The organism is Phaeocystidibacter marisrubri, from assembly GCF_008933165.1.
GTDB classification, from domain to species: Bacteria; Bacteroidota; Bacteroidia; order Flavobacteriales; family Schleiferiaceae; genus Phaeocystidibacter; species Phaeocystidibacter marisrubri.
Genome location: NZ_WBVQ01000002.1, coordinates 400774 through 425528 on the forward strand (window position 1 = coordinate 400774; position 24755 = coordinate 425528).

The following is a 24755-nucleotide window of genomic DNA, read 5'->3' on the forward strand; positions in this document are numbered from 1 at the left end:
GGAATTACTTCTCCTCTTCCTTATAGCCTACCATGCGGTTCGCCATTTCTGGATTGAAACGCTCGATTGTAGTCAGTGTAATCCAATAGCCAACAAACAAGGCCAGGAAAACCAACATTGAAAATCCCATTAGGGCTACTAGCAAGAAGATTAGAAAACCTAGAAACTTCATATCTAAAATGATTAACGGCGCTAAATTAAATATAAAAGACGTGTCTCGCCACAACTTTTTCGGGATAAAATTCAGAAATGAGCAATTTAGCTCTGTGAACCCATCCTCGCGTTGTAAATTTGTCCGTAAATCAACGTGATGTTCAAGAAGGCATTTTCCATCGCATTTATCACTGCATCAGTGCTTATCATAGCATTGGGCTTTCCGCTTTTTTCTGGGATGATTGAGCAAAACGCCTTAATTGGCTTTAATGGAAATGTACCACTTGAGCCCGAAGAGTGGATTCAATTGAACCGTGCCTATGGAGCTGGAGCCTTTGCCTACGGCGGCTTTCTTCTCTCCTATCACACCATGGCACTTCGCCGACTAAAAGAATCGTCTACAGGAACATTTGTAAAGCAAGGACTCCTCGCTTCTGTATTGAGCTTGATTCCCGCTTTCTTGATTATGCTAATTCTACAATAATCTCACAGATAAACCCAATAAAAATGGACTATCGCATTGAGCACGACACCATGGGCCAGGTAAATGTACCTGCCGACGCCTACTGGGGTGCGCAAACCGAAAGAAGTAGAAACAACTTCAAAATTGGCCCAGAGGCTTCCATGCCACGTGAAGTAATTCACGCCTTCGCTTACCTAAAAAAAGCTGCCGCTCAAGCGAATAATGAGTTAGGCGTTCTATCCACCGAAAAATCTGAATTGATTGGAAAGGCCTGTGACGAAATTCTCGCAGGTAAACTCGAAGATCACTTCCCTTTGGTGATTTGGCAAACCGGTTCAGGAACTCAAAGCAATATGAACGTCAACGAAGTGGTGGCAAATCGCGGACACGTTATCAGTGGAGGTTCGTTGACTGATGAAAGTAAGGCTCTTCACCCGAATGATGATGTGAACAAGTCGCAGTCTTCCAACGACACTTTCCCTACGGCCATGCACATTGCTGCCTACAAATTGACAGTAGAGAATACCATTCCGGGCATCAAGACGCTTCGCGACACCCTTCAGGCCAAGAGCACTGAATTTGCGAACATCGTTAAGACAGGTAGAACCCACTTCATGGATGCTACCCCACTTACACTGGGTCAGGAATTTTCAGGGTATGTTCAACAGTTGAACAATGGTATTCGCGCGATTGAAAACGCACTTGAAATGGTACGTGAACTCGCATTGGGTGGTACAGCTGTAGGAACTGGCTTGAACACACCTGCTGGATACGACGTATTAGTTGCCAAGAAAATCGCTGACCTTACCGGACTTCCATTCGTAACAGCTCCTAACAAGTTCGAAGCCTTGGCTGCTCACGATGCAATGGTAGAATTGAGTGGTGCACTAAAGCGCGTTGCTGTTAGTTTGATGAAGATTGGCAACGACATTCGCATGCTCAGCTCAGGTCCGCGTTGTGGTATTGGTGAATTGATCATTCCAGACAACGAGCCAGGGTCTAGCATCATGCCAGGCAAAGTGAACCCGACTCAACCTGAAGCTTTAACCATGGTTGCCGCTCAAGTAATGGGCAACGATGTTGCAGTTTCTATGGGTGGTGCAACGGGTCATTTTGAATTGAATGTATTCAAACCACTGATTGCATTTAATGTATTGATGAGCGCTCGTTTGATTGGAGACGCATGTGTATCTTTCAACGATAAGTGTGCTGCTGGCATTCAACCCAATCACGAAATGATTGGTCAACATTTGGAAAACAGCCTCATGTTGGTAACCGCTTTGAACACGCACATTGGCTACGAAAACGCTGCCAAAATCGCCAAGAAGGCACATAAAGAAGGAAAGACACTTCGCGAAGCTGCGGTAGAGCTAGAGCTCCTCACTAGCGAACAATTCGACGAATGGGTAAAACCGGAAGATATGGTTGGAAGTTTGAAGTAATTCAACTCCACCCCCTCCTTTGAAAGCCAGCAGAACTGCTGGCTTTTTCTTTTTAATCACATCAGAGTTGAAATGTATACAGGTGGTAAAGGATAATTTTTACTATTTTGATAGTATAAAAGCCTAACTATCTATGTGCTACGGACAATTACCCAAGATCGCACTTGTCGGTGGAGTGACGCTTGCTCTGGCATCTTGTCAGCCGCGAGGCACCATTACTCGAACGGTTCCAAAAGTTGAACTCAGGGAACGAACAGTAGATTATCGAAACCTTACCGTACCTGAAGAAGGTGGAATTCGATTCACCAAATTCACGGAAGAAAATGAAGATGTAGTAGGACCTTACATCCGATCAACAGAAGGTGTAATCACGTGGTACACACCTGGGATGATTGCCGTCTCTCCTAATGGGGAAAAGGTAGCCTATGTCGCTGAACGCGACTCTAAGCGCAATATCTTCATCAAGAATACCGGAGGAGGTAGAACAACCATTCAAAGAACGTTTAGAAACAACGTTTTGGATATGTCGTATTCACCAGATGGCGAATACATCGTCTTCACAGAAGAGCAGAATAACGACTACAACATCCTGCAAATTCGAGCGAATCAGGGTGCCGCCATTCAGCAAATCTCTGCGACCAGCTACCGCGAATCCAGCCCCGTTTACAGTCATGATGGAGAACTCATCTTCTACACCCAAGGTGAAACGGTGAGCAGCATTAACGACTACCGGTACTACATCTGGAGTGTGAATCGCAGTACGGCTCTAAAGACACAGTACTCAGAGGGTTTCAATCCATCGCTTAGCAAAGGAGGTAATGATGTGATTGCAGTGTGTAGAAACAATCGTGAGACTGGGCGAGGTGAGATTTACACCATCAACCTATTGACCGGACAAGAGACCCTTATCTTAAGCGATCCTGAAGTTGGATACTCCTCCCCTTCCCTTTCACCAGACGGAAAAACGCTGGCGATTGTAGGAACGACCATTGCGACAGAGAATCGCAAAGAAAACTTAGACATCTACACCGTGGGGATTGACGGAACCAACGTCACACAACTCACCTTTCATCCTGGCCATGACGTGAGTCCGATTTGGGATCCAACCGGAAAAGAACTGTACTTCCTTGCACAAAGAGGAAATACAGATGGCTCTTGGGATGTCTGGAAAATGACCATCAACTAACCTGCGGAACACATGAGAAAATATTTACTCCTACTCTTTACTATCGGAATTGTTTCACCTGTTTTCGCGCAGCGGACCAGCGGAGGATCAACCCAATCTTGGCGTCGGTATGATGTTCAGTACGACACCACCTACACACAGATTACCGAAAACGTTAGCTACCCGACAACATCAACCACCTATTTTAGAGCTGGACTCATTCAGGGACGTGGACTGTGGTCGGAAGCTTCGCGCCTTGGCTGGCCAGAAGATGGATTCAAGGGAGAACGTGGAAATGACATGACAGGTGGTTACGAATTCTTTTTTGGTGGATGGACCAATATGACGGAAACAAACAAGAATTTGCATCCTGCCATTGACTTGAGTGGCATATTTGAAATGGGCCTGCAAATTTACAACTACGAATTATCTGCAGATTCTGCAGCTTTGGGTTACGAAGTTGACTACGGAACAACCATTGGACTAAGTACGCGATTGGGTGTTGGGGCAACCATCAAACCTATGCTCTTTACAAGTGATGCCGTACCTACCAAGAATGGTCTTCTCGTTGACGTTGGAGCTAATATTGGTCTTGATTTCTGGGGAACTGGAGAAACTACTTATCAGAATCCATCCAACACAGGAGACTTCTCCTATGACGATGAAAGCTTCTTAGGCGTGCGTGTGAACCTCAACCTTCATCTCGGAGTTCGATATGGCTTTGTGGGAATATATGTGGAATATGGAAACGACTTAACACATCTCCTCAACCCAACATACGTTCACGAGAACAACGGACAATACTATGAAGAGTTCGAAGAAAACGTAGAGTATAACACCTTAACCTATGGTATCTCACTTCACTTCTAAGTAAATAAAACTAAAATGCCCCTTCACGTGAAGGGGCATTTTTAGTAAAGATTGTTCAGTTAAAGCACTTTCTCTATTTCTTCAGCAGGTCTTGCCACAACAGCCTTTCCGGCATTTAACACGATGGGGCGTTGCATCAATTTTGGATGCTCGATCATGGCTAAGATCAATTCATCTTCATCTAGTTCCTTCCCTTTGAAATCGTCTTTCCAAACGCTTTCATTGGTTCGAATCAAATCCTCAGCCGACATATCCAAGGCTTCAAGAACACTTTCCAAATCCATTGGAGTTAGGGGTTCTTTCATGTATTCCACCACCTCGTACTCCAATCCTTTCTCATCCAAATAAGCAAGGGCTTCTCTCGACTTCGTGCAACGTGGGTTATGATAAACGCGAATCATTCTTCTGATTTCAAAATGTGAACGGTTCCATTCTGTTCAACGCCAGAACCGCAATATGAGCTTGAACTAATGACCCAAAAGTACACACCTTCTGTCAAACCTCTACCATTGTACTTTCCATCCCATGCAAAATCAATATCAGAAGACTCGAACAGCAATTGTCCCCAACGATCGTACACTTTGATTGTGAATTGAGTAAGGCTCGATCCATTCACTCCTGGTCGCAATTTGAAGAAGTCGTTTAAGCCATCGCCGTCTGGAGTAAACACATTTGGAACGGCACCTTCAAAGGACGCCGATAACTCAACCACATCCACGGTTTCGGTCACCGTAACCATTCTATTGCAAATGGTATCTGTTGCCGAAAGTGTTATTGTTAACTGTCCCTCATCTACATTAGTCTCCACAAAAGGTCCTGAAAAAGTTTGTCCATCGCTCAGGGTCCAGTTATACAGCTGCCACCCGGCCCCAACGGCATAAATTCGAGCCACACCATTGCCTGCGCAACCGTCGTACGAAAACTCAATTCTCGGTTGTGGCATGGGCGTCACAAAGGTCACTTCCTGATAGCTCGTATCGTTAACAGCTCCAAAACAGTTGGAAGAAGTAGCCACTACGGTGATGGTATAGGTCCCCGGGTTTCTGTACGAATGCGAAGTCGTTTGGTTTGTCGTATCTCTATTCCCATCTCCAAAATCCCAATAATACGTTGATCCAGAACCTTGAAGTGGGTTCACGGTCACCGTCATGCTCGTATCACATCGGTCATAGGCAATTCCAAAACTCGCATCTACACTTGGGTTAACGACCTCAAATTCTATGATAGCTGTATCTGCTGTATTGCAATTTGTATCTAGGGCAATGATCGTAAGACTATACGTTCCTGGAGTTGAGTACGTCCTGTTTGGAACCGTAAAAGAAGTATCAATATCACCTCCGCCAAAATCCCAAATCAACCAATCCGCTCCCGACACACTCTCGTTCAACACTAGCTGAAAAGGGGAGCAAACCGTATCTGGAACGCTGGCCTGGACTTGCGCTTGCTGCTGATCAAAGGCGATAACCGTTACGGCAAGATTACAATTCGAGCTGTGGTTCACCCTAGAAACAACATTCGCAGGAAACGTTGGATAGTTTGACCTTCCCCCGCAACCTGCGCAAATCGCCTGATACATTACACCATTTGGATCAAAACGAGAGGTTCCACCATCCACGTGCTCCCGTGCAGAGTTATCGTTCGCACCAAAGAATGTTGCGTAATTAAACTTGGTAAAACTCGCATCAATTACTGCAAAATAGAGATCATTCCCATCGGTGGAATCCTTGTAAGCATCTGGGGTAACGTACATCCCTGTAGTTGTGCTCGGGGAAATCCCATTGAGACTCCCCCCCCAACCACTCAAGTAAACATCACCACAATGATCAACAGCAAAAGCGGTGGGGGCTATGGCCGTATTGTTTGGCAATCCATTCCCGAAACACAAGCTGCGCTTCGAAACGGCCAAGGTAGAATCAAATTGATGAATAAAAACCGAACTATTCAATTCGTGAATTGCTCCCGGCGTGTATGGATAAGTCGTGTCGCATTGCCCAAACACATATACATCTCCATCGTCATTCAAATCGATCAAGAAATTATAATCTGCTCTAGAAGTACCATTATAAGTGGTTGCTAAAGGAACGCGAGATGTTGCATCAAAGACTGTGATGAAGCCATCTCTCCCACCTTGAGAAACAGAGTGAAATCCATTTGCGCTACCCGGTAATCCCGCACTGTTCGTGGCACCACAAGTGTAAACTTTTCCCGCCGGATTCATTCTTACGGCAAAGGTTACATCGTGTTGTGCTCCACCAAAATACGTGCTCCATAACAGGTTCTCGCACTGGTTATCCATCTCGATCATCCACCCATCCTGCATTCCTCCAATACTTGTTTGAAAGGCATTGGCGAGAGGTATATCAGAGGAAAAAGTAGTTGACGACACTAAAATGGATCCACTATTGCCCAAGATAATTTCACCGCGCATTCTATCGCCTAGGTTATTCTGGACAACGTTCAACCCATCATTCGCAGATCCGCCTAAATAGGTACTACCTTCCAAAGAAGTCCCGTCTGCGGAAAGAACAGAAACAAATAAATCAGATCCTGCGCTGTAGCTGAAGTTATTTACTGAGATAGGGGTTCCAGAATTAAAAGTGGAATCTATTGCATTGCTTGTACAGGGAAAATCAAAAGAGCCTGTCGTTCCCATGACATACAATCTACCTTGGTCATCTGCAATACAACTACTGGGCTGTTCGGATGAACCACCTCCTAAATAGGTGGAATAGATCAAAGTTGAACCGTCACTGCTAAATCGTGAAATCGTAACGTCATTATCGCCTGCGAAGGAGGAATCCAAAGCACCGGGCGTAATGGGATAAACGCCACTACCCAAACCTACACCCACTCCATAAACCGTAGAATCTAATGGGTGATATGTTGCCGAATACCCCCAGTTATCTTGAAAAGACCCTGTATAAGAAGAGAAAATGAAAATAGGATCCAAGACTATTGGTCCATTGTATTCTTCAACTACGATAAATGAGACGGTATCTCCACTTACTTCAAATCGAGCTTGAATGGGTTTTCTCGTGTTGGGGTGATAAGCATAAGGTCGTGCTTCGATTACTTCTCCCACACTAGTACTCATGTGCAGTCGCCCTTCTACGACTCTCAAATCTTCTACCCCTTCGTAGTAAAATTTCACATGAGATAAGTTTGCCGCGTCATCCGACAACAGGTCGTACTTGAGCTGACCATGCTTGAAATAGACTTTCAAATCAACGTTGGGATAGAGATCATTCAAGATAACCTCATCACGGCCCCGAAGTCCGGAACGCCAACGATTTCTTTTCCCTAAAAAATAGTTGAGTGTATGCGAAGTTTCTCCCACCGTAGTGATAGAAGGAGATTGAGCATTTAAAAATTGGATTCGGTAGTGATGTCCACCTACATAGTGAATATGGGAATGCTCCGATTCGTCCTCTGGCTCACCCTCTTCTAACATGGTGAACGCCATATGCGTGTCGTCGAGGAAGAAGGTGGTATTGCCCATTACTGAGCGATAGATGAAGTCTCCATCCCATTGCCCTTCGTTGGGGACAAAGTAACCCTGCCCTTTCATCAAAATAGAAGAACAGAAAAGCATAGCCGACATCGCGAAGATTCGGAAGGAGTCCTGGAGTTTCAACATCGTATCGAATATACGAATAGAAGACGCTCTAGGTTGTATGGAATGAACGAACGGATTATTCGAACGCGTCTTCGTCCACTTCTACCCCTTGTCCTTCCGACATGAGGTAAGCCTTCAAGAAAGCATCAATATCCCCGTCAAGCACGTGATCCGTTTGAGAAGTCTCTTTCCCCGTGCGGACATCCTTCACCAACTTGTATGGGTGGAGTACGTAGTTACGGATCTGAGATCCCCATTCAATCTTCTTTTTACCAGCTTCAATTTCAGCACGCTTTGCGTTGCGTTCTTCAATCACTTTCTCATAGAGTCGTGATTTCAAAAGCTGAATCGCCTTTTCACGGTTTTGATGTTGAGATCGCGTTTCCGTGTTTTCAATCACAATCCCTGAAGGTTCGTGATGCAAACGCACACCAGTCTCAACTTTGTTCACGTTCTGTCCACCTGCACCCGAAGAACGGAAGGTGTCCCAGCGAATATCTGAAGGGTTGACTTCGATTTCGATACTGTCATCCACCAGTGGATACACATAAACCGAAACGAAAGAAGTATGTCTCTTGGCGTTGGAATCAAAAGGAGAAATTCGAACCAGGCGGTGTACACCGTTCTCCCCTTTTAGATACCCGAAGGCATATTCACCATCGATCTCCAAGGTTACTGTTTTCACCCCTGCAACATCGCCTTCTTGGAAGTTGAGCTCACGTACTTTATGTCCGCTGCGTTCGGCCCATCTCAAGTACATACGCATGAGCATTCCGGCCCAATCACACGACTCGGTACCGCCTGCTCCTGCCGTAATCTGAAGTACAGCTGATAGCTTATCCTCTTCACCCGACAACATATTGCGGAATTCAAGGTCTTCCAACTGAGTAAGAATTCGGTCGTAGATGTCTTGAACTTCCTCTTCGGTCATTCCACCTTCTTTATAGAATTCCAGTCCGAGTTCCAACTCATCTACAAGATTGGATACAGAATCGTATCCATTCACCCAAAACTTGAGTTCGCGGATAAAGCGCATCGTTTTCTCCGCCTCCTTGGGATCATCCCAGAAGCTCGGATCACCCGTTCTTTCCTCTTCATTAGCGATTTGAATTTTCTTCTCTTCTAAACGGAGATAGCCTTTGAGGGCCTTCAATCGCTCTTGTACTTCACGAAGTTGCTCTTGTCCAACCATAGTCCGCAAAAGTAAGCAAAGTTAGCAGGATGTGGAACGGGGTAATAAAAGCTTATTACGCGTTGATAACTACCCGTTAGTATACGTTTATCCTACGACTATTCGCGGAGTGTTTCGTACCTTAATTCGGGGAGGAGGCTTGGTGGCCCCGGATAGAATGGGTGGGAAATCCACTTATATTTCGCACTTGCCCTCATTGATTTTCCCTTCACCTTCACTACTTTCATTCTCCACAATCTTCCATTACTATGATCGATCTCAGAAGCGACACTGTTACCGTACCTACTGCAGAAATGCTGGAAAAAATGTTCTCCGCTAAAGTGGGCGATAATGTACTTGGACATGATCCAACGGTTAGAGAATTAGAGCTCAAAGCAGCAGAGATGTTCGGGATGGAAGATGCACTTTTCTGTCCTTCTGGAACAATGACGAATCAGATTGCATTGAATGTGCACACCGTTCCTGGCAATGAAGTGATTTGCCACAAGCATGCACATATCTATAATTACGAAGGAGGTGGAGCAGCATTTAACTCTGGACTACAAATACGCACGGCGGGTGATGATTACGGAAAAATCACTGCGAGTGAAATTGAACCTCTCATCAACGGGTATGGAGATGTTCATGCAGCACCAACTGGATTGATTTCCATGGAAAACACCAGCAATAAAGGAGGTGGAACTTGTATGGACTTAGAGGAGCTCAAACGCATAGGACAGTTGGCCGCAGAGAACGGAATTCCCTATCACCTTGACGGTGCTCGATTATTCAACGCATTGGTAGCTAAAGGAGAAAGTCCAAAAGACTACGGAGCTATCTTCGACAATATTTCAATCTGTCTTTCAAAAGGATTGGGCTGTCCTGTTGGCTCACTTTTACTGGGGTCCAGTGATTTCATCATTGCTGCCAACAGAGTTCGAAAGCGATTTGGAGGAGGAATGCGACAAGCGGGTTATTTAGCAGCGGCGGGTATTTACGCCCTCGACCACCACATTGAACGATTGGCGGACGACCATTCTAATGCAAAGCTCTTAGAAGCGGCACTTAGCAAACACCCTGCGGTTAAGTCCATCAAACCCGTAGAAACCAACATTGTCATTTTTGAACTGAAGGAAGGGTACGATGCACAGCAGTGGATGGCTACTTTGGCGGATAATGGAATTCAGATCATTGCGATGAGTAAAACCTTACTTCGCATGGTTACCCATCTCAATGTATCATTAGACGACATTGAAAAAATCATTCATCAGATTCAGGGGATTGATTAATGAAAGAATGAACCACTTCCCAGACAGCAGAACTTTCATATCCTCTTCGCAGCAAGTAATCCACAACCTTCTTCCCTTTCTTGAAGCGATTGGGTTCCGTGACGGAGTTCCAGCGTTTTTCAGCAAGCTCTTGCAGCTGATCGTCGTAAGAGTCATCGTCAATCTCAGACATCGCCTTGCGCATCACATAATCGCTGACTTCATGCTTCTTGAGCTCCAACTCCAAGCGCTTTCTACCCCATTTCTTGATTTTGTGTTTCCCACGTACAAAGGCTCGGGCAAAACGCTCTTCGTTCAAGTAGTTCTCCTGAATACACTCGGAGATTAGGAGGTTGATAGCATCCTCAATCAACCCCATTTTTTGCAAGCGTTCACGCACTTGCTTCTGACTCCGTTCTTGATACGCACAGAACTTCTTGATGGTATTGCGGGCGATATCTAAATCGTAAATTTTATCCATTTCACAACAATTGAAGTAAAAGTAACGCAGATGGTGGACTTCAACTCAATTCTCAAGACACAAAAAAAGTCCCTAACCAATAAGCTAGGGACTTCTCTCGGGTTCAATGAAGAGTTAGGCTTTCCCTATCTCTTCGTTCTTTTCGTTGAAGAAATGATACTCCAGTGTTTTGTAGGCATCTCTTGGGATAACCTTCAACTTCACTTTGTACTGTTTTTGCCACTTTCGGCGTAGTGACGACAAAATTCCTTTGGTGAGATAGGCATGAATAAACGGATGAACGTGTATCAAGATGCTATTCGCTACCTTCTCTTTCGCCAATCGTTGAATGGCATGTTCAATGTCGTTGATAATCAAGATTGGTGCTTCTACCAACGAGTCTGGGTCTTCTTCCCTAGTTGGGATATTCATCTCCGGACGAACGCGTTGTCGAGTGATTTCAACCAATCCAAATCTTGAAGGAGGAAGGATTTTGTGCTTGGCACGATCATCTTTCATGATCTCTTTCATCTTCTCGTGCAAGATCTTCCTATTCTCTCCTTTGTGCATATCGATGAAATCAACGACAATGATTCCACCCATATCACGCAAGCGCAATTGACGAGCCACTTCTTGAGCAGCAATAAGGTTAACCGCTAAGGCATTATCCTCTTGAGATTCCCCTTGATTTGAACGGTTTCCACTGTTCACATCAATTACGTGCATCGCTTCTGTATGTTCAATGACGAGGTACGTTCCTTTCGTCATCGATACAGAGCGCCCAAAACTCGACTTGATCTGACGATCGATGCCGAAATGTTGGAATATTGGAGTCTTCCCTCCGAAATGCTGAACGATGTCCAACTTATCAGGAGCAATTTCCTCCATGTACTCTCTGATCTCATTGTAGAGATCAACATCGTCTACAACAATACGCTCATACGTACTATTGAAAACATCGCGCAAAAATGCCGAAGCGCGATTCATCTCGCTTAAGGCGCGAGCCGGTGCCTTGGCACGACGCATCTGACGATGCAAAGTGCGCCACTTCTTCAACAGATTCTTCAAATCAGTTTCCAACTCCGCCGTTGTGCGGCCTTCCGCAACTGTACGTACAATGAGTCCGAAACCCTTCGGTAAAATGTCGATCGCAAGCTTCTTGAGCCTGTCCTTCTCCTTTCGGTCACGGATTTTCTGCGAAACAGAAACCCGACTGGTAAACGGCACCAATACGATAAACCTTCCCGCTAGGGAGATGTCCGACGTAATTCTTGGCCCCTTCGTTGAGATTGGTTCTTTGGCAATCTGAACGATAATATTTTGACCGGGCTTAAGCACTTCATCAATACTTCCATCTTTCTCAATTAGAGGTTGAAGTTGGAAGTTGGTGATGTTGCTTTGCTGTTTACCCGTTTGGGTGCGCTTTGTAAACAAATGCCATGACTTGACCTGTGGTCCTAAGTCATGGTAATGCAAAAACGCATCTTTTTCATAACCCACGTCAACGAAGGCCGCATTCAAACCTTTAGCCAGTTTGCGAACACGTCCCACGTAAACATCGCCCACAGAAAAGCGATCATCATCGCTTTCTGTGTGCAATTCAGTGAGTTTACCATCCTGGAGAAGTGCGATCACCGCCTCGTTTTCACGAGTGTGGATGATTAATTCATTACGCACTTCCTAAAATTTTAAACCAACATAGCGGGCCTGCACATGCAGACCAACATGAAACACCAAAAGCACCCTCTAAGAGGTGCTTCGGTTAAATCGTTACGATAGAAGAATTACTTCTTCTTGTGACGGTTTTTGCGCAAACGCTTTTTACGCTTGTGCGTAGCCATCTTATGACGTTTTCTCTTTTTTCCGCTAGGCATAGCTGAAATGTTTTTAATTGTACAATTTATTTTTCCTGAAGTAGAGACAAGCGCTCTTCGAGCTCCGCTCTCTCCGGGTGTCTTTCATTCTTTTCCAAGAATTCCTGAATCGCTCCTTTTGCCTGGTCTACCTTTCCAGTAGCATCATACACCTGAAGCAACTTCTCCAAAGCCTCAAAGTTATCCGGCTCAATGGCAAGAATGGTAATATACCGCCCTTCCGCTCTATCCAACTGATTAGACATCACCGAAAGGTCGCCTAAGGTCATCAGAGCACCAATGTGCTGTGGATCTTCTTCCAACACCTCTCGTAGCATACCAACAGCTACCATCGGTGGTTGTTCTTGACTTTGAATAATCTCGACTGCCTGAGCAACTTTAGCATCTAAAGGCGACATTCCCTCATGAGAATGATCGTGCACGGCTTCCTCCTCCTGTGCTACCTCAACAGTTTGAGGCGTACGGGGTGCAATGAACAACAACGTCGTAAGTACGGCGGCGCTGGCTACTGCTATGATTGGGCCTGTCTTCATTTGTGTTTTAGCTCTGTTGCTCTACAATAGAGAGTTTAGTCGTTTACAGGAACTTTATCTTTTACACTTTCAGCAAATACTTTCGCTGGCTTGAATGCCGGAATGTAGTGCGCTGGAATTACCAAAGTAGTGTTCTTGGAGATATTGCGACCAGTTTTCTTTGCGCGCTTCTTGATAATGAAGCTACCGAAACCGCGCAGGTATACATTGTCTCCGGATTCTAGACCAGTTTTCACTTCGCGCATGAAACCCTCTACTACAGCTTGCACATCAGCCTTTTCCATGCCGGTCTTATCTGAGATCCGTGCAACGATATCCGCTTTCGTCATCGTTCCTGTGAATTAAGTGATTAGAGACAGTCTGAACTGCTTATTTTTGAGGGCGCAAATATAGACCCTTTTTTTCTAATTCCTAAACCGAATTGCGCTTTTTTACAAGTCGTAATTCCTTCAAATACAAAACTTTCCATGGATCTTTCTACAAAACTTAGAGCCTGGTATCGCTTCAATGCACGCAAGCTGCCTTGGAGAGAAACAACCGATCCATACGCAATTTGGTTGTCGGAAGTAATTCTTCAACAAACGAGAGTTACACAAGGTTTACCCTACTTTGACCGATTTCTAGAGACTTTTCCAAATGTTGAATCACTCGCCGCTTCTTCTGAGGATAAGTTGATGAAACTGTGGGAAGGGCTGGGCTACTATTCTCGAGCACGAAATCTGCACAAGGGAGCAAAATACATTGTTGAAAACGGATTCCCAACCTCCTATGATGAATGGCTAAAGGTACCCGGGGTGGGACCTTACACCGCTGCTGCGATCGCTTCGTTTGCCCTTCATGAAGAAAAGGCCGTGGTGGATGGAAATGTGAATCGCGTAATCGCCCGACTATTCGCCATTCATGAACCCGTTAACAGCACGGCAGGTCGCAAAATCATAGAAGAAAAAGCCTCCGCCCTGATTCGGAAAAACCCACCTGCCGAACACAATCAAGCCATCATGGAACTCGGCGCCTTGGTGTGTTCACCCAAATCGCCCGATTGCTCTATTTGTCCTTGGAACACGGAATGCCTTGCATTGGCTACGGGACTCGTCAACACGCTTCCAGTCAAGATCAAGAAAACAAAAGTCATGGAGGAGGATCTTTACTACACGGCCATCTATAGCCTCAATGGGCTCTATGTTCAAAAGAGAGGCGTTGATGGAATCTGGAAAAGCCTGTATGAACTGATTCCAATATCCGGTAACTCTCTTTCACTCGAACCCGATATGAAACTTTCTAGCGAACGCTTTAATACCACTCACTTGCTTTCACATCGCAAACTCAATCTCCATATTGACGTGATAGAATGGCCGATCCAATCACCTGAATTGTGGGAGGGATACACCTTAGTGAGATGGAATGATATCGACAACTTAGCGTTTCCAAAACCTATTCGTCACTGGCTGGATAATAATCTACTACCTTTGCGACTTGGCAGCGAAGATTGATTTGCTACCTTTGATTAAATCACTTCGAAACTGCGACACCTATGTCTGGTACTCTGAATAAAGTAATGCTCATCGGAAACCTTGGAAAAGACCCAGAGGCTCGTCACTTTGAAGGTGGAGGCATGCTGGTGAAATTCCCAATTGCCACTACGGAACGTTACAAGAATCGCGAGGGTAATCAGGTTGAGAATACCGAATGGCACAACATTGTTGTGGGCAGAAGAGGTCTCGCCGAGATCTGTGAAAAGTATTTGAGCAAAGGCGACAAAGTTTATATCGAAGGCCGATTGAAAACACGCTCGTGGCAAGACCAAGATGGTCAGACGAAGTACGCCACTGAAGTACAAGCAGACAACATGACCATGCTTACTCCAAAAGGAGAAGGCGGAAGCATGAACACTACTGCTCCGACTCCATCATCACCTCAACCAAAAGCTGAACCTGCACCAAGCTCGTCAGAATCAAATGCAGGTGATTTTCCGGTAGGGTCAGATGATGACGATTTACCATTCTGATCCCATTCGTTAACCAAAACCATCCAGATTGGATCCCGACCCGAGTTCCCTTTTAGCTTCTTCGATAGTCAGTTTTGACCCGACTCTCATTATCCCATTAATTATTCTGGGCCTACTCCTCTTGGCTTCAGCAATGGTTTCAGGTTCAGAAGTAGCATTCTTCTCACTTACGCCAACCGACAAGCAAAACTTGGAGCAAAGTGAAGATTCTCGCGACCGTGTAATCCTTCAATTACTCGATGACCCAGAGTCTCTTCTGGCTACCATCTTGGTCAATAATAACTTTATCAATATCGGTATCGTTCTTTTGTCGTCCTTCATCGTAGACAAAGTATTCGACTTTACCGGTTTTGAGAGCATCGGATTAATGATTGAATTGGTGGTTATCACCTTTTTGATCTTACTCTTTGGCGAGATTCTCCCAAAGGTTTACGCCAATACGAACAATCTAGGGTTTGCCCGTTGGATGGCTCGACCAATGCTCACCACTCGGAAAGGACTTAAACCCCTTATCGCCGTGCTAAAAGCTACGGGGCATTTGCTTTCTAAACCCAAGAAATCCAGCGGCATTTCTATGGATGAATTAGAGCAGGCTCTGGATCTCACCGACGGAGAATCAACTACAGCCGATGAGCAGAAAATCCTTCGAGGAATCGTCCGCTTTGGCTCTACAACTGTAAAGCAAATCATGAAGCCTCGAATGGACATCGTTGCCTTCGATGTGAATGAATCCTTCCCTTCTGTAATGAAGCAGTTACTGGAGTGCGGATACTCGCGAATCCCCGTCTATCGGGACAACTCCGATGTGATTGTAGGAGTTCTGTACATCAAGGACCTACTTCCCCACATTGACGCTCCAGAAAACTTCGCTTGGCAAGATTTGCTGCGCGATCCTTTCTTCGTACCAGGCAGTAAGAAAATTGATGACCTCCTGAAGGAATTCCAAGAAAAGAAAATTCACCTTGCCGTGGTTGTAGATGAATTTGGTGGAACCGATGGAATTGTCACTTTGGAAGATGTCATCGAGGAAATTGTAGGTGACATCTCGGATGAGTTCGATGTAGAACAATTGGTTTACTCGAAACTCGACGAAAAGAATTACGTGTTCGAAGGAAAAACCCAGATCACCGATTTCTACAAGGTATTGGAGATTAGCAATGATCCATTCGACAAGGTAAAAGGCGAAGCCGATACACTTGCTGGACTTCTTTTAGAATTATCTGGACAATTCCCTACTAAGGGTCACGTAGAACAGTATGATCGCTACACTTTCGTTGTTGAAGCCGTAGACCAACGAAGAATTAAACGCATTAAGGTTACGATTGAAGACATAGAGGAAAATGATGAGGATGCATAAACTAACCTTAGCCGTTCTGGCGATTCTAGGTTTCGCTTCATGTGACAATGAAAGCACACCGCGCCCATTTGGCTACATGCGAATCGACCTTCCTTCTACGGAATACGCTCCGGTTCAAATGGCATCAGACTGTCCGTATACTTTTGACATGAACACAGAAGCTGAATGGGCGGAAGACAAGGGCGGAACGTGTTGGGGCGACGTCAATTATCCAAGCATCAAAGCTCAGATTCAACTCACCTACAAAGACTTGAACACTGTGGATTTTGGCGAACTTCTAGATGAAGTACACGATCTTGCCTACAAACATTCCGTACGTGCAGACGGCATCCGCGACGAAGTGTTTTCAAACGCTAAACACGATGTATACGGTCTTCTCTACCGCATGAAGGGAGAGGCCGCTACCACCACCCAATTCTTTGTCACCGATAGCACCGACCATTTCCTGCGAGGAGTTGTGTACTTTTATGCAAGTCCTAATCCCGACTCCTTAAAGCCCGTAGATGAATTTATGGCGAATGAAGTCGTTAAAATGATGGAATCTACCCGTTGGAAAAACAAGTAACCATAGCTGAATATTCAAGTTGGTCGAGCGCCCAAATCGCACGAGGTAAGCTTGAGTCTGAAGGTATACCTTGTGTCTTGCTAAACACTGCGATGAACTCCCTGTACGGAGGATCGTTTACTACTATTGTAATTCGCGTTCCAGAAGAAGCTGCTCCTCATGCTATGGCCATTCTCGCCGATATAGATTTAGGCGACGGCCCGATGTATCTCTAGTATTTTTCTAACTCGCTCGAGTCGCGAACCCCTAGGGGCCTTCACCCTCAGGCCCCAGTTTCAAGTTACGCATTCTTGTAGCTCGGAGTCGTATGACATCCATCTAAAAACGAATACACACGTTTACAAACGAGAAAAAAAAGGGGACGCAGTACGCTTCCCCTCTTACTTATTCTCAGATTCTACCTTCCTCAAGGAGCGCCTCTAACTGGTCTTGAGCCATGGTAAGTCCTTCCTTCATGCCCATCTTTATCACTTGCTGCAGAGCTTCAACCGTTCCGAAATCAGACACCATCACTACTTCACAATGCCCGTCTATTTCCATAAATGTGACCACATTGTTGCTACTAGGCATGTCGTCTTTGATCTCGAAATGATCATCACAGAAGTAATCAGCACCTGTATACTTTTCATGTAGCACGATTTCGCCATAATTCATTCTACACGCATGGCGCTCACCTTCTGGACCATTCATGGAATATTTCCAATAACCTCCATTCTCAAATTTCATCTCATGAGTTTTGGCTTTCCAAGGTTTAGGAGCCCACCATTGGTCGAGAATCTCTGGCTGGGTAAACGCATCCCATACTTTGGTCAATGGTGCACGAAAACTTCTTGTAATAGTGAGCGTTGCGTTCTCCAAATCTTCAATAAATACAGTCTTACTCATACTAGCTTAGCTTTAAAGTTTCTTCAAAAGATCATCGAGCTGATCAAAGCGAGATTCCCACATTTGCTTGAATGGCTCCAACCACTCCACTACCTCCGCCATCTTCTGTGGCTCTAAGGTGCAAATGCGCTCCCGCCCCTCTTTCTCAACAGAGATCACAGCACATTCCTGCAATATCTTGACGTGTAATGAGACCGCCTGACGAGTCATGTCAAAATGCTCAGCCAACGTATTCACGTTCTTAGGCTCCTCCAATAAGGCCGCTAAAATGCCCCTACGTGTAGGATCCGCTATCGCTTGAAATACATCTCTTCTCATGATAAGCAAGAATTCACTTGCGTAAATATATATGCAAGTTATTACTTGCGCAAATAACCAAAAGAAAAGTTGATCCTACGATCAACTTTGGACTCAATGAGCCTTTCTTCTAAAAACTCCCCACGACAACGTAGCCACCATTCCTGCCGATAGCATCAGATGGACGGGCTGGAGAATTCGAGGTAAATCAAAATAGAAGAGTAAGGCTCCAGATGTAGTTGCACAGAGTACCATCACAACAGTCCATGTGGTAAAAGCATAGCTCTTTCCTTCTTTTTTCAATCGGTACCAAAGCCATAAAATAGCGGCACTCACTAAAAGGGAAAGTGAACGATGGACGTAAATCAACGTGTCAATTTGATCTACCCAACCTACTCTTCCCGCTTCATGACCAAACTGCTTAGTTAGTGCATCTACTTGCTCTCTAACCTGTGTTCCAAGTACCGTTTGTGCAAGTAACAAGATGAGAATAGGTAAGAACCACTTGTCGAAGCGCGTTCTCTCCCCAGTGTGGTCCGAAAGTCTACTCAAGAAGAAAACGAGCACCATGACAATGGCAAAGGCGCCCATCATATGATAGGTGATTTGCCCAGGGATCAGGTGACCATCAACCACCTCTTTACCCAGCCAAGCTTCAAATCCCAACAGGAATAAACCAAGTGCAGACAGGACAAAGTATAGCGGCTTCTTTCGGATGGAAATCAAACTCATTACAAAGAGCAACAACATCGGCACGCCACTCAGAGCACCAAACAATCTATTCACGTATTCCACCCATGTATGTACGGGATTGAAAATGGCATAATCGTGTTTTGTGTATTTCACCCAGTTCGAATCGTCATACACCTCTCCTGCCACAAAATCACTCGCCGCAGAATACAATGCCTCGTCGTGTACAATGATTTGACCTTTGTGATACTCTCTTCCAGCGGTCCAGAGCACTTGCCCCTCTTCCGTTGGTGGCACGATGTAGCCGAAACACTTTGGCCAATCGGGACAACCCATTCCGGAACCCGTCATTCGAACCACACTTCCCGCTAAGATCACGAGGAAAATAAGAACGATTTCAATCCGAACTAATCGGCGGAACCACAGAGATTTCATGTGTCTAATTTTGGAGTAGCAAAGGTACAAAGTAAGTCTCTAGAACAAGGTGGTGAAATTGAAATTAGAAGCTCATCTCTTCAAAAGGGAATCCAACTATCTTTGCGCAGTGAAAGCCAACCAACCCATTATTAATGCAGGAATTTTCGTCCTGCTCGCCCTAACCTGGGGCAGCTCTTTTATCTTGATGAAATTCGGCTTGAAGTCGTTTAATGGTGTGGAAGTCGCCCTTATGCGCATCTCCTTCGCCATGCTCTTCATTTTGATGATTGGATACAAATCATTCAAAAAACTCCGTCGCGCCGACCTTCCGGCCATTGTACTGGTGGGGTTCTTTGGAAATGGAATCCCCTATGCACTTTTCGCGTGGGCGATCATGCACATTCCGAGTTCAGTAGCGGGAATTATGAACTCACTCACTCCACTCTTCACGCTGATTGTTGGGGTAATCCTTTACAAAAATCCTATTCGCAAATTCCAAGTTATCGGTGTGCTCCTTGGCCTCTTTGGTGCGATTTATCTCATTCAATCCTCGAATAGTCAAGCTATTGACGGAGAGGCCATTTACGCTATTCTGCCCATCATTGCATCTATGATGTATGCCATTGGTGTAAACACCATCAGCGCTAAGCTGCAACACTTGGATTCAGTGACCATCACGACGTTTGCGCTGACGGTAGTCGGCATACCAGCACTCCTCTCCATCTTCCTGTTTACAGATATTACAGACACACTTCAATCGGATCCACAAGCACTGGCAAGCACAGGTTACATTGCTATTTTGGGTTTGATGGGAACTGGAATCGCAATCATTCTCTTCAATTACCTTATCAAAAACGCCTCTACACTCTATGCTGTTTCCATCACCTATGCCGTTCCTATTATTGCAGTAGGCATGGGGGCAATGGATAACGAACCGATTACTTGGAGTCACTTGATTGGCATTGTCACTATTCTCATCGGTGTCTTCCTCATCAACTACAAGAAGTATAGAAAATAAGAAAGGCCACCAAATGGCAGCCTTTCTCTATTTCCTGTAGGTGAAAATTTAGAAGTCAGAAGCAGAAACTCCTGAGTTCACTTTAATTTCACTCACACTCATATCTATCGTCATACTCCCCCCTAATGGGAAGGTGTAAGCATGTGGGAATACAATGCCATTTACTTCCTTAAAGTTGGAGTAGTCTTGATTGCTAGTTACAGATCCCTGCGGCCCCTCTTCTGTGCTTGATTCACGGATCAACAATCCAGATTCTACAGCGAAGTAGTATGTTGTTTCGCCTTCTGAAACGGCATAAGCATTCACGCCATTTATTACAGCAACTTCATTAGAAAGTACGCCTTCAAAGTTTGAGAAGTCACGGAACATGAAGATAGGATCGTCAGCAAGAATTTCTGCTTTTGCCTCTTCTGGAATCGGTTGTTCCGAACCATTCGCAATCACTTTCACGTCAGAGCCATTGAGTACCATAGACTGAGCACCCATTGGAGACTGAATATCTGAGCGATACATGCCACCCTTCATCCATTTCTCCCCAATGCTGAGGGTTTGTCCCATAATACTACCGGAAGACTGCATAGAATACGACTTAACACCTGCCAATGCTTCCGCTCCTCCAAGAGCCTCAACGTAATTGTTCAACACCGCATCAACGGTAAGACCTTCTGGAATCATTTCAGCATCAGAAGCTGGCTGACCGAAGGCATCGAACATCTTCACCTCACCAAACTGAGCGAGACTTGGCTTGATATCCGAAGCCTTTCCAACGACAGCAATCAACAAGTTGCCATCTGCAAAGTACTTCTGAGCAGCTTTCTGAACATCTTCAGCAGTAACGGCTTGCAAGCGCTGGAGGTAGTCATTGTAGTAATCTTCATCTAAACCATAGCGCTCAATATTGTAAGCAAAACGAGCAACGGTTTCTGGACTTTCCAATGAACGACCAAAAGAACCCGCCAAGTAGTTTTTCGCTCCTTGAAGTTCTTCTTCCGTTACCAAAGTGGTACGAATGCGATCAATCTCAAACAAGAACTGAGTAATTGCACTGTCTGTAACTTCCGTACGAACAGCACCGTTAGCCGTGAACGCCGTCACATGCTCACTCGTTCCTATAGAAGAATACGCTCCATAAGTGTACCCTTTGTCTTCGCGAAGATTCAGGTACAAACGAGCTAATGAACCTCCACCTAGAATCATGTTCGCGATACGAGCTGCTTCCAAGTCTTCGTCACCCACACTCAACACCACTCGGTTTCCAATTCTGATTTCAGATTGAACAGATGCGGGGCGGTTGATCAACGCAACGTAATCTGCAGATGGAAGTTCAGGAACAGGAACAGAGTGCGTTGGAACCTCACCAGGCGTCCAACCTTCAAAATACTCATTCACCAACTTCTTAGCAGCACGTGGTTTAATATCACCAACAATGGTAATGTAAGCTACATTCGGCTTGAAGTAAGTGCTCCAATAGTTCACACAATCTTCAAGAGTAACATTCTCAATAGTCGACTCGGTTACGATCTCACCAAAGGCGTGATCCAACCCGTAGATTTGAGAACCGTAAAGGTTGCTCATCATTGCACCTGGATCATCTTGATTGGCACGAATGCCGGAGATGCTCTGTTGCTTCAGTTTATCAAAAGACTCTTGTGGGAATGAAGGATGCAACACCACGTCGGCGAGAAGTTCCATCAAGTCCTCACTGTACTTAGAAAGACCAGAAGCAAAAGCTCCTGAAGAGTACGTACTCAAACGAGCTCCCATAAAGTCAACAGACTCGTCGAGCACTTCTTTGGTGCGGTTAGCAGTCCCCTCACCGAGCAAATCGCCTGCAAGGCTAATCATACCCGCTTTATCACCTTCTACAATTGGATCGATATCCAAAGAAAGTTGAATAGAAAGTCGAGGAAGCTTGTGATCTTCAACAACAATCAGCGTAATGCCGTTGTCGAGTTCATACTTCTTGTATTCTGCGATTTCAGGCTCGCGTGCCTCGCCCGGTTGTGGACGTACAGATCTATCGAGCTGAGCTACAGCTGGCAATGCCACCATAGTCAACAAGAGTGAATAGATAATTCGTTTCATGCTATTTCCTTTTGACGATGGGACCATTATTCTTCAGACGGCTTAGCAGACATCGGCAAGTAGTGAAGAACCACTCGGTTATCTGCATTCAAATACTTCTTAGCAACACGCTGAATATCCTCGCGAGTCACCTTGCGGTAGCGCTCAATTTCCGTGTTGATAAGGTTTGCATCACCATAGTAAACATGGTAGTTTGCCAAGCTCTCGGCAATACCTGCCATACTAGAGTTGCTCTGAATGAATGAGCTTTCCATTTGATTAAGAGCACGTGTGTGAACTTCTTCCTCGATCAAGCCATTCTTCAATTTGGCAATCTCTTCATCCATCACTCTTAGGAGGTCAGCGGTTGTGCTTTCTCCATTCACTAGAGCTAGGTTGATGAACAAACCGTAATCTTCTAGGGTATATGGGAAACTCACCACTTGTAGAGCAATCTGATCTTGATCCACCATTCTGCGGTTCAACATAGAAGAACCACCTCTTGAAAGAACGTTGTTCAACATTTCAAGCGCATAGGCATCTTCACTGGTTTGCGCTGGGATGCGGTAACCCACAAACACGGCAGGAAGTTGAATATTATCGTAGATGGTATCCACATACTCAGCAGTCATGGCTGGCTCAACCACTTTTGGATGAACAACCTCAGCGCCGGATGGAATATCACCAAAGTACATTTCGATCATCTCTTTGGTATCATCGATATCCAGATCACCTGCAATACTCAAAGTAGCATTGTTGGGAACGTAGAATTTCTTGTAGAAATCGATAAACTCAGAAAGCATCGCAGAATTCAAATCTGCCATAGACCCAATTGGTGTCCAATGATAAGGGTGAACCTTAAAAGCATTTCCAAACATCTCAGCCTGAAAAGAACCATAAGGCTGATTGTCTACACGCATGCGCTTCTCCTCCTTTACCACTTCACGTTGAGTGTCCACACCTTCTTGTGTGATTTTAGCGTGAAGCATACGCTCCGACTCTAGCCAAAGACCGAGTTCCAGTTGATTAGCGGGAAGTACTTCGTAGTAGAAAGTTCTATCCTGAGTAGTGTTCGCATTTAAAGCACCACCATTAGATTGCACAATCTTCATGTACTCTCCTCTTTCAATATGCTCAGAGCCTTCAAAGAGCAAGTGCTCAAAGAAGTGGGCAAAACCTGTTCTACCAGTAACTTCATCTTTTGAACCTACGTGGTAAAGCACAGTTACGGCAACAATTGGAGTTGAATGATCTTCATGTAAAATGACATGCAGACCATTGTCTAGGTCGAATTCCGTAAATTCGACTTCGCTACGCTGAGCTTGAAGACCAATGGTCCCAAGCAAGGCAGCTCCGACAATGATTTTCTTCATTACGGATGGGTTTAATAATTTGAATACTATTCAAGCAGCGAGCCCAAAATTAGGCTTTTGTATACTCATGAACAAAAGCCTGATACAGAGTGAATTCAATCGGAGAGAAAATTCTTCGTAATGCATTAGCACTCTTTCAATTAAAAAATTTACATTTGCAGCCCTTATTCTGAATGTTAAACATTAGTACGGAATACATGTACGCAATTGTAGAAATAGCAGGGCACCAGTACAAAGTACAGAAAGACCAGCGCATCTACGTTAACCGTTTGCAAGGAAACGAAGGCGACAAAGTAAGCTTTGATCGCGTTCTTTTGACTGATGACAACGGTAAAGTAGAAGTTGGCGCCCCAGTTATCGAAGGTGTTGCAGTTAACGCAACCATCCTTGAGCATCTCAAGGCAGACAAGGTTATCATCTTCAAGAAGAAGCGCCGTAAGGGCTACCGCGTGAAGAATGGTCACCGCCAAGCCATCACTTCAATTAAGATTGAAGGTATCGGTAAAGGAACCGCTAAGAAAGCTGCAGCGAAAGTGGAAGCAACTGAAGCAGCTCCAGCCGCCGAAAAGAAAACTGCAGCTAAGAAGCCGGCCGCCAAAAAAGCAGCTCCTAAGAAAGAAGGAGACGCTGCTAAGAAGCCAGCCGCTAAGAAAGCAGCTCCAAAGAAAACTGAAGAATAAACAAATAAAGACAATCAACCATGGCACACAAGAAAGGGGTTGGTAGTTCCAAGAACGGACGCGAATCAGAAAGTAAGCGCCTTGGCGTTAAAATTTTCGGTGGCCAAGATGCGATTGCCGGAAATATCATCGTTCGCCAACGTGGAACTAAGCACCACCCAGGAAAGAATGTAGGTATTGGTAAAGATCACACGCTTTTCGCGTTGGTAGATGGTACTGTTGTCTTCACCAAGAAGAGAGACAACAGATCATTTGTATCGGTTGAGCCTATCGAGGCCTAACCCGAGCATACCTTATCGTATAAAAGGCTTTCCGCTTCGGGAAGCCTTTTTTTATTTACACCAATGGAAGTGCTTCGGACGTTTCTCCAATAACACTTCAAAACTTAC

The 24755-nt window shown here is 45.0% G+C and carries 26 protein-coding genes; 13 read left to right on the top strand and 13 right to left on the bottom strand.

The window, feature by feature from the left end; translation table 11 throughout:
- Nucleotides 1–4: 4 nt before the first annotated feature.
- Nucleotides 5–172, bottom strand: coding sequence for a hypothetical protein (locus tag F8C82_RS14745; RefSeq protein ID WP_170266210.1), 168 nt, complete (start codon nt 170–172; stop codon nt 5–7).
- A 138-nt stretch (nt 173–310) separates the two neighbouring features.
- Here F8C82_RS14745 and F8C82_RS09245 point away from each other — a divergent pair, with 138 nt between their 5' ends.
- From F8C82_RS09245 to F8C82_RS09260, 4 genes are all read left to right on the top strand, one after another.
- A complete protein-coding gene (locus F8C82_RS09245; protein ID WP_151693304.1) occupies nt 311–637 on the top strand; it encodes a hypothetical protein in 327 nt (108 codons plus the stop codon).
- Between the two features lie 23 nt (nt 638–660).
- On the top strand, nt 661–2058 hold the full coding sequence (gene fumC / locus F8C82_RS09250) for a class II fumarate hydratase (protein WP_151693305.1): 1398 nt from the start codon (nt 661–663) through the stop codon (nt 2056–2058).
- A gap of 133 nt (nt 2059–2191) precedes the next feature.
- A complete protein-coding gene (locus F8C82_RS09255; protein ID WP_151693306.1) occupies nt 2192–3244 on the top strand; it encodes a PD40 domain-containing protein in 1053 nt (350 codons plus the stop codon).
- Between the two features lie 12 nt (nt 3245–3256).
- Entirely contained in the window at nt 3257–4093 is an 837-nt protein-coding gene (locus F8C82_RS09260; RefSeq protein WP_151693307.1) for a hypothetical protein, read from the top strand.
- A 59-nt stretch (nt 4094–4152) separates the two neighbouring features.
- On the opposite strand, the gene arsC is transcribed toward F8C82_RS09260, so the two are convergent.
- The 3 genes from arsC to prfB are packed head-to-tail and all read right to left on the bottom strand — an operon-like array spanning nt 4153 to nt 8901.
- The gene (gene arsC, locus F8C82_RS09265) at nt 4153–4494 is read right to left on the bottom strand and encodes an arsenate reductase (glutaredoxin) (protein WP_151693308.1); all 342 of its coding nucleotides are present in this window, start codon (nt 4492–4494) and stop codon (nt 4153–4155) included.
- Nucleotides 4491–7730: a DUF7948 domain-containing protein gene (locus F8C82_RS09270; RefSeq protein ID WP_151693309.1), complete on the bottom strand. Its 3240-nt coding sequence runs from the start codon at nt 7728–7730 to the stop codon at nt 4491–4493. Before F8C82_RS09270 ends, arsC begins: the two co-directional genes overlap by 4 nt.
- Before the next feature lie 55 nt (nt 7731–7785).
- Entirely contained in the window at nt 7786–8901 is a 1116-nt protein-coding gene (prfB, locus tag F8C82_RS09275) for a peptide chain release factor 2 (protein WP_151693310.1), read from the bottom strand.
- Nucleotides 8902–9149: 248 nt separating this feature from the next.
- Between prfB and F8C82_RS09280 the strand changes: the two genes are divergently transcribed.
- The gene (locus F8C82_RS09280) at nt 9150–10169 is read left to right on the top strand and encodes a threonine aldolase family protein (protein WP_151693311.1); all 1020 of its coding nucleotides are present in this window, start codon (nt 9150–9152) and stop codon (nt 10167–10169) included.
- Here F8C82_RS09280 and F8C82_RS09285 read toward each other — a convergent pair.
- From F8C82_RS09285 to F8C82_RS09300, 4 genes are all read right to left on the bottom strand, one after another.
- On the bottom strand, nt 10141–10629 hold the full coding sequence (locus F8C82_RS09285) for a regulatory protein RecX (RefSeq protein ID WP_151693312.1): 489 nt from the start codon (nt 10627–10629) through the stop codon (nt 10141–10143). The genes F8C82_RS09280 and F8C82_RS09285 overlap by 29 nt on opposite strands.
- 114 nt (nt 10630–10743) lie before the next feature.
- Nucleotides 10744–12285 (bottom strand): Rne/Rng family ribonuclease, encoded by a 1542-nt coding sequence (locus F8C82_RS09290; protein ID WP_151693313.1) that lies wholly within the window; start codon nt 12283–12285, stop codon nt 10744–10746.
- A gap of 223 nt (nt 12286–12508) precedes the next feature.
- On the bottom strand, nt 12509–13015 hold the full coding sequence (locus tag F8C82_RS09295) for a tetratricopeptide repeat protein (RefSeq protein WP_151693314.1): 507 nt from the start codon (nt 13013–13015) through the stop codon (nt 12509–12511).
- Nucleotides 13016–13050: 35 nt separating this feature from the next.
- Nucleotides 13051–13344 (bottom strand): HU family DNA-binding protein, encoded by a 294-nt coding sequence (locus F8C82_RS09300; RefSeq protein WP_151693315.1) that lies wholly within the window; start codon nt 13342–13344, stop codon nt 13051–13053.
- 138 nt (nt 13345–13482) lie between these two features.
- Here F8C82_RS09300 and mutY point away from each other — a divergent pair, with 138 nt between their 5' ends.
- From mutY to F8C82_RS09325, 5 genes are read left to right on the top strand one after another with little or no spacing between them, the layout of a single operon-like run.
- Nucleotides 13483–14505 (top strand): A/G-specific adenine glycosylase, encoded by a 1023-nt coding sequence (mutY, locus tag F8C82_RS09305; protein ID WP_151693316.1) that lies wholly within the window; start codon nt 13483–13485, stop codon nt 14503–14505.
- A 41-nt stretch (nt 14506–14546) separates the two neighbouring features.
- Entirely contained in the window at nt 14547–15020 is a 474-nt protein-coding gene (locus tag F8C82_RS09310; protein ID WP_151693317.1) for a single-stranded DNA-binding protein, read from the top strand.
- 28 nt (nt 15021–15048) lie between these two features.
- Nucleotides 15049–16377, top strand: a complete 1329-nt coding sequence (gene gldE / locus F8C82_RS09315; RefSeq protein ID WP_151693318.1) for a gliding motility-associated protein GldE — start codon at nt 15049–15051, stop codon at nt 16375–16377.
- Complete coding sequence (gene gldD, locus F8C82_RS09320; protein WP_170266211.1) at nt 16370–16942, top strand: gliding motility lipoprotein GldD; 573 nt, start codon at nt 16370–16372, stop codon at nt 16940–16942. Before gldE ends, gldD begins: the two co-directional genes overlap by 8 nt.
- Nucleotides 16927–17157 (top strand): putative signal transducing protein, encoded by a 231-nt coding sequence (locus F8C82_RS09325; RefSeq protein ID WP_170266212.1) that lies wholly within the window; start codon nt 16927–16929, stop codon nt 17155–17157. Before gldD ends, F8C82_RS09325 begins: the two co-directional genes overlap by 16 nt.
- Nucleotides 17158–17332: 175 nt before the next feature.
- On the opposite strand, the gene F8C82_RS09330 is transcribed toward F8C82_RS09325, so the two are convergent.
- The 3 genes from F8C82_RS09330 to F8C82_RS09340 all read right to left on the bottom strand — a co-directional run bounded on the left by F8C82_RS09330 (nt 17333) and on the right by F8C82_RS09340 (nt 19249).
- On the bottom strand, nt 17333–17827 hold the full coding sequence (locus F8C82_RS09330; protein WP_151693321.1) for an SRPBCC family protein: 495 nt from the start codon (nt 17825–17827) through the stop codon (nt 17333–17335).
- A gap of 12 nt (nt 17828–17839) precedes the next feature.
- Nucleotides 17840–18145, bottom strand: a complete 306-nt coding sequence (locus F8C82_RS09335) for an ArsR/SmtB family transcription factor (protein WP_151693322.1) — start codon at nt 18143–18145, stop codon at nt 17840–17842.
- A gap of 93 nt (nt 18146–18238) precedes the next feature.
- Nucleotides 18239–19249 (bottom strand): COX15/CtaA family protein, encoded by a 1011-nt coding sequence (locus F8C82_RS09340; RefSeq protein WP_151693323.1) that lies wholly within the window; start codon nt 19247–19249, stop codon nt 18239–18241.
- 109 nt (nt 19250–19358) lie between these two features.
- Here F8C82_RS09340 and F8C82_RS09345 point away from each other — a divergent pair, with 109 nt between their 5' ends.
- Nucleotides 19359–20249, top strand: a complete 891-nt coding sequence (locus F8C82_RS09345) for a DMT family transporter (protein ID WP_151693324.1) — start codon at nt 19359–19361, stop codon at nt 20247–20249.
- A gap of 48 nt (nt 20250–20297) precedes the next feature.
- Here F8C82_RS09345 and F8C82_RS09350 read toward each other — a convergent pair whose 3' ends face one another.
- Both F8C82_RS09350 and F8C82_RS09355 read right to left on the bottom strand, forming a co-directional pair.
- The gene (locus tag F8C82_RS09350; RefSeq protein ID WP_170266213.1) at nt 20298–22334 is read right to left on the bottom strand and encodes a M16 family metallopeptidase; all 2037 of its coding nucleotides are present in this window, start codon (nt 22332–22334) and stop codon (nt 20298–20300) included.
- A gap of 26 nt (nt 22335–22360) precedes the next feature.
- A complete protein-coding gene (locus tag F8C82_RS09355; RefSeq protein WP_151693326.1) occupies nt 22361–23686 on the bottom strand; it encodes a M16 family metallopeptidase in 1326 nt (441 codons plus the stop codon).
- Nucleotides 23687–23883: 197 nt separating this feature from the next.
- Between F8C82_RS09355 and rplU the strand changes: the two genes are divergently transcribed.
- Nucleotides 23884–24366, top strand: coding sequence for a 50S ribosomal protein L21 (rplU, locus tag F8C82_RS09360; RefSeq protein ID WP_151694073.1), 483 nt, complete (start codon nt 23884–23886; stop codon nt 24364–24366).
- 20 nt (nt 24367–24386) lie between these two features.
- Nucleotides 24387–24647: a 50S ribosomal protein L27 gene (gene rpmA, locus F8C82_RS09365; RefSeq protein WP_151693327.1), complete on the top strand. Its 261-nt coding sequence runs from the start codon at nt 24387–24389 to the stop codon at nt 24645–24647.
- Nucleotides 24648–24755: the final 108 nt, after the last annotated feature.

What these genes read in the sequence shown, in the direction of transcription:
- F8C82_RS14745 (WP_170266210.1), bottom strand. Translation starts at nt 172, where the DNA reads ATGAAGTTTCTAGGTTTTCTAATCTTCTTGCTAGTAGCCCTAATGGGA.
- F8C82_RS09245 (WP_151693304.1), top strand. Translation starts at nt 311, where the DNA reads ATGTTCAAGAAGGCATTTTCCATCGCATTTATCACTGCATCAGTGCTT.
- fumC (WP_151693305.1), top strand. Translation starts at nt 661, where the DNA reads ATGGACTATCGCATTGAGCACGACACCATGGGCCAGGTAAATGTACCT.
- F8C82_RS09255 (WP_151693306.1), top strand. Translation starts at nt 2,192, where the DNA reads ATGTGCTACGGACAATTACCCAAGATCGCACTTGTCGGTGGAGTGACG.
- F8C82_RS09260 (WP_151693307.1), top strand. Translation starts at nt 3,257, where the DNA reads ATGAGAAAATATTTACTCCTACTCTTTACTATCGGAATTGTTTCACCT.
- arsC (WP_151693308.1), bottom strand. Translation starts at nt 4,494, where the DNA reads ATGATTCGCGTTTATCATAACCCACGTTGCACGAAGTCGAGAGAAGCC.
- F8C82_RS09270 (WP_151693309.1), bottom strand. Translation starts at nt 7,730, where the DNA reads ATGTTGAAACTCCAGGACTCCTTCCGAATCTTCGCGATGTCGGCTATG.
- prfB (WP_151693310.1), bottom strand. Translation starts at nt 8,901, where the DNA reads ATGGTTGGACAAGAGCAACTTCGTGAAGTACAAGAGCGATTGAAGGCC.
- F8C82_RS09280 (WP_151693311.1), top strand. Translation starts at nt 9,150, where the DNA reads ATGATCGATCTCAGAAGCGACACTGTTACCGTACCTACTGCAGAAATG.
- F8C82_RS09285 (WP_151693312.1), bottom strand. Translation starts at nt 10,629, where the DNA reads ATGGATAAAATTTACGATTTAGATATCGCCCGCAATACCATCAAGAAG.
- F8C82_RS09295 (WP_151693314.1), bottom strand. Translation starts at nt 13,015, where the DNA reads ATGAAGACAGGCCCAATCATAGCAGTAGCCAGCGCCGCCGTACTTACG.
- F8C82_RS09300 (WP_151693315.1), bottom strand. Translation starts at nt 13,344, where the DNA reads ATGACGAAAGCGGATATCGTTGCACGGATCTCAGATAAGACCGGCATG.
- mutY (WP_151693316.1), top strand. Translation starts at nt 13,483, where the DNA reads ATGGATCTTTCTACAAAACTTAGAGCCTGGTATCGCTTCAATGCACGC.
- F8C82_RS09310 (WP_151693317.1), top strand. Translation starts at nt 14,547, where the DNA reads ATGTCTGGTACTCTGAATAAAGTAATGCTCATCGGAAACCTTGGAAAA.
- gldD (WP_170266211.1), top strand. Translation starts at nt 16,370, where the DNA reads ATGCATAAACTAACCTTAGCCGTTCTGGCGATTCTAGGTTTCGCTTCA.
- F8C82_RS09330 (WP_151693321.1), bottom strand. Translation starts at nt 17,827, where the DNA reads ATGAGTAAGACTGTATTTATTGAAGATTTGGAGAACGCAACGCTCACT.
- F8C82_RS09335 (WP_151693322.1), bottom strand. Translation starts at nt 18,145, where the DNA reads ATGAGAAGAGATGTATTTCAAGCGATAGCGGATCCTACACGTAGGGGC.
- F8C82_RS09340 (WP_151693323.1), bottom strand. Translation starts at nt 19,249, where the DNA reads ATGAAATCTCTGTGGTTCCGCCGATTAGTTCGGATTGAAATCGTTCTT.
- F8C82_RS09350 (WP_170266213.1), bottom strand. Translation starts at nt 22,334, where the DNA reads ATGAAACGAATTATCTATTCACTCTTGTTGACTATGGTGGCATTGCCA.
- F8C82_RS09355 (WP_151693326.1), bottom strand. Translation starts at nt 23,686, where the DNA reads ATGAAGAAAATCATTGTCGGAGCTGCCTTGCTTGGGACCATTGGTCTT.
- rplU (WP_151694073.1), top strand. Translation starts at nt 23,884, where the DNA reads ATGTACGCAATTGTAGAAATAGCAGGGCACCAGTACAAAGTACAGAAA.
- rpmA (WP_151693327.1), top strand. Translation starts at nt 24,387, where the DNA reads ATGGCACACAAGAAAGGGGTTGGTAGTTCCAAGAACGGACGCGAATCA.